The 2,422-nt window shown below is 59.2% G+C and carries 3 protein-coding genes and 1 pseudogene; all 4 read left to right on the top strand.

The genetic code is table 11. The annotated features are described in order from the left end of the window. Nucleotides 1-345 (top strand): aminomethyltransferase beta-barrel domain-containing protein (locus ACH2EH_RS00975; protein ID WP_395137913.1); only part of this gene is annotated, 345 nt, incomplete at its 5' end. A 2-nt stretch (nt 346-347) separates the two neighbouring features. Then, a complete protein-coding gene (locus ACH2EH_RS00970; protein ID WP_309686390.1) occupies nt 348-650 on the top strand; it encodes a YtxH domain-containing protein in 303 nt (100 codons plus the stop codon). Nucleotides 651-658: 8 nt separating this feature from the next. Beyond that, entirely contained in the window at nt 659-1,834 is a 1,176-nt protein-coding gene (locus ACH2EH_RS00965; protein WP_395137911.1) for an AI-2E family transporter, read from the top strand. Between the two features lie 22 nt (nt 1,835-1,856). Continuing rightward, nucleotides 1,857-2,422, top strand: a pseudogene (locus ACH2EH_RS00960) (hypothetical protein); the annotation flags it as partial.

Here is a 2,422-nt window from a genome sequence, read left to right as displayed (position 1 = left end):
ATCAATGTCGGCTCCCCTCTCCCGCTCTATGTTTTGCGGGTCGAGGCGCAGACCAACACGGTGGTGGTCGGCACGGACGAAGAGCTACTGGCCGAGGGCTGCTCGGTCGAGGATCTGAACTGGGTCGCGCTTGCGCCGCCGCCGGTGGGCGAGCCTGTGTCTTGCGAAGTGAAGATACGCTACAATATGCCCTCGCGCCCGGCCCGGCTGGTTCGCCAGTCCGATGAAACCGTGCGGGTGGAGTTCGATGAGCCGCTCCGTGCCGTCGCGCCCGGACAGGCTGCTGTGTTCTACGGAGTGGGCGCACAGGCCGATCAGGTGCTGGGCGGAGGAACGATTCAATAGTTATGGAAGAAGAGAACGACGGACACGTCTTTACTAATATCGCGACCGGTGTGGTGATTGGGCTGGCTGTGGGAGGAATCCTGGGCCTGCTCTTTGCCCCCAAACCGGGTGCAGAACTGCGTGAAGACCTCAAGGACAAGACTGAGGAGGCCATGGATCGCTTGCAAGAGGCCACCAGCGATCTGGTGACCCGCAGCAAGGAGCTGGCCGCACAGACTAAAGAGAATCTGGCACACTCTGTGGAGGCCGGTAAAGCCGCCTACTCAGAGAAGCGCGAGGAACTCATGGCGCAGCTGGACGCCTGATACTTCTTATGGCACGACGTGAGGCGTTTCTGAGCGGACTCTTCGGAGCCCTAGGGGTTGCTCTTGCAGCTCTAGGGCTCTTTCTGGGCTATCGGTTTTTGCTCGCCGCGACCGCTGTCAGCACGCCTTTTGTGGCCGCTCTGGTGATCGCGCTTCTTTGTGATCCCGTAGTAAATAAGTTCCAGAAGCATGTCGGATTCACGAAAGGCAAGCGTGCTCCCGCAGTGGCGCTGGTCTTTGTCCTCTTTCTGCTCAGCTTCACCGCCCTGATTATTCTGGTCGTTCCCAGCATGCAGGAGCAGATAGAGAAACTTGTTAAGTGGGTCAATGAGGATGGCCTGGCTCTGCTTCAGGCAAGTGTTAATGACTGGCTGACAAACCATCGTAAGCTCGGGCCGCTCACGCTCCCGCCTTCCATTGATGCCTATGTCAAGCAGTACTCCACTCAGATGACCGAGGCGGCCAAACAGCTCGGCCCCAAGCTACTCTCCACAGTGATTGGCTCGTTCTCCGGGCTCCTCAATGTGATTCTGATCCCGCTGCTGACATTTTTCTTACTGATGGATCTGGGACGGCTGCGGCGGCGGCTGATCTTTCTGCTCCCTACCCGCTTGCGGATACACTTTGTCGGGGTAACGAGTGATGTGGGTGAGGTGTTTAGTAACTACCTGCGGGGGATGATGCAGGTGAGTCTGGCGTACATGGCGGTCGCAACCTTACTTTTTGCGGGACTCTCTCTGACCGTTGCACCGGGTATGCTCGCCTCGGCGCTGCTCATCGGGATTGTTAGCGGCGCACTCTATATCGTGCCCTACGTCGGTTTTCTGGGTGCGGCGGCAACTTCTGTGATTGTCGCTTTGGTGAATGGTGCGGGTGTTCCGGCGATCATCGCAGGGGTGATCTTGCTGGCGGTGCTCAATTTCACGTTTGACAATGTGATTACCCCGCGCATTGTGGGCAGTGGCGTGGGAGTCAACCCGATTGTGGCGATGTTTGCGCTGCTGGTGGGAGCCTCGCTTTTTGGACTCTGGGGAATGCTGCTGGCTTACCCCGCTGCGGGCAGTGTCCAAGTTATGCTCTTTCGACTGTTCCCCAAGCTCGCCCAGCCGACACCGGAGACGGCGCAGATCGCCCACGAAGACCACGATCCCACCCCGACGCCAGAGTCAAGTGAAGGGGAGTAGCCTGCGGGCAGTCTGAGCAGGTATGCCGTTTTTCCTCTACCAGCCGCCCCGTCAACCCCCACGCGCCCAACCAGCACAGCAATCACCACGAGGGAGCTTGCTGGCCCCTCGCGAGACTCCCGCAGGCCCCCCGCCCGGCGAGAGCGGCCAGTCCCGTAGTAAAGATATTTTCCCCACAGCAGATCGCCTGGAAGCGACTGCGGAAGGCACACTGTTTACCGGTAATGTGCGGCTGGTCTACGACGGCTACATCGTCACCTGCGACCGCGCTACCTACGACGAGAAGCGTGACTATATTACCTTCGAGTCGAATGTGAAGATGGAGACGGGGCAGGAGACGTTCTTTGCGGAGCGTATCGGCTTTAATCGTAAAACCCGTGAGTTTGAGGCGACCGAGGCCCACACGGTGCTGGCACCGTCGCGCGTGGGGAGCCGACTGCTTCAGCCGCTGCTGCTCTGGGGCCAGAGCATGCGCCGCGACGGCGATATTCTCAAGGCTACCGATGGCTTTCTGACGACCTGTGATCTGCTCAATCCCCACGCGAAGATCGGGTTTGGCTATGCCGAGCTGATTCCCAAGAAGCGCAT

This window comes from Armatimonas sp. (genome assembly GCF_043760365.1).
Classification (GTDB): Bacteria; Armatimonadota; Armatimonadia; order Armatimonadales; family Armatimonadaceae; genus Armatimonas.
The sequence above is the reverse complement of the archived record's forward strand: the minus strand, read 5'-3'. Positions and strand labels throughout refer to the sequence as shown.

Excerpts from the sequence above, each read along its gene's own strand:
- ACH2EH_RS00965 (WP_395137911.1), top strand. The coding sequence starts at position 659 with ATGGCACGACGTGAGGCGTTTCTGAGCGGACTCTTCGGAGCCCTAGGG.
- ACH2EH_RS00970 (WP_309686390.1), top strand. The coding sequence starts at position 348 with ATGGAAGAAGAGAACGACGGACACGTCTTTACTAATATCGCGACCGGT.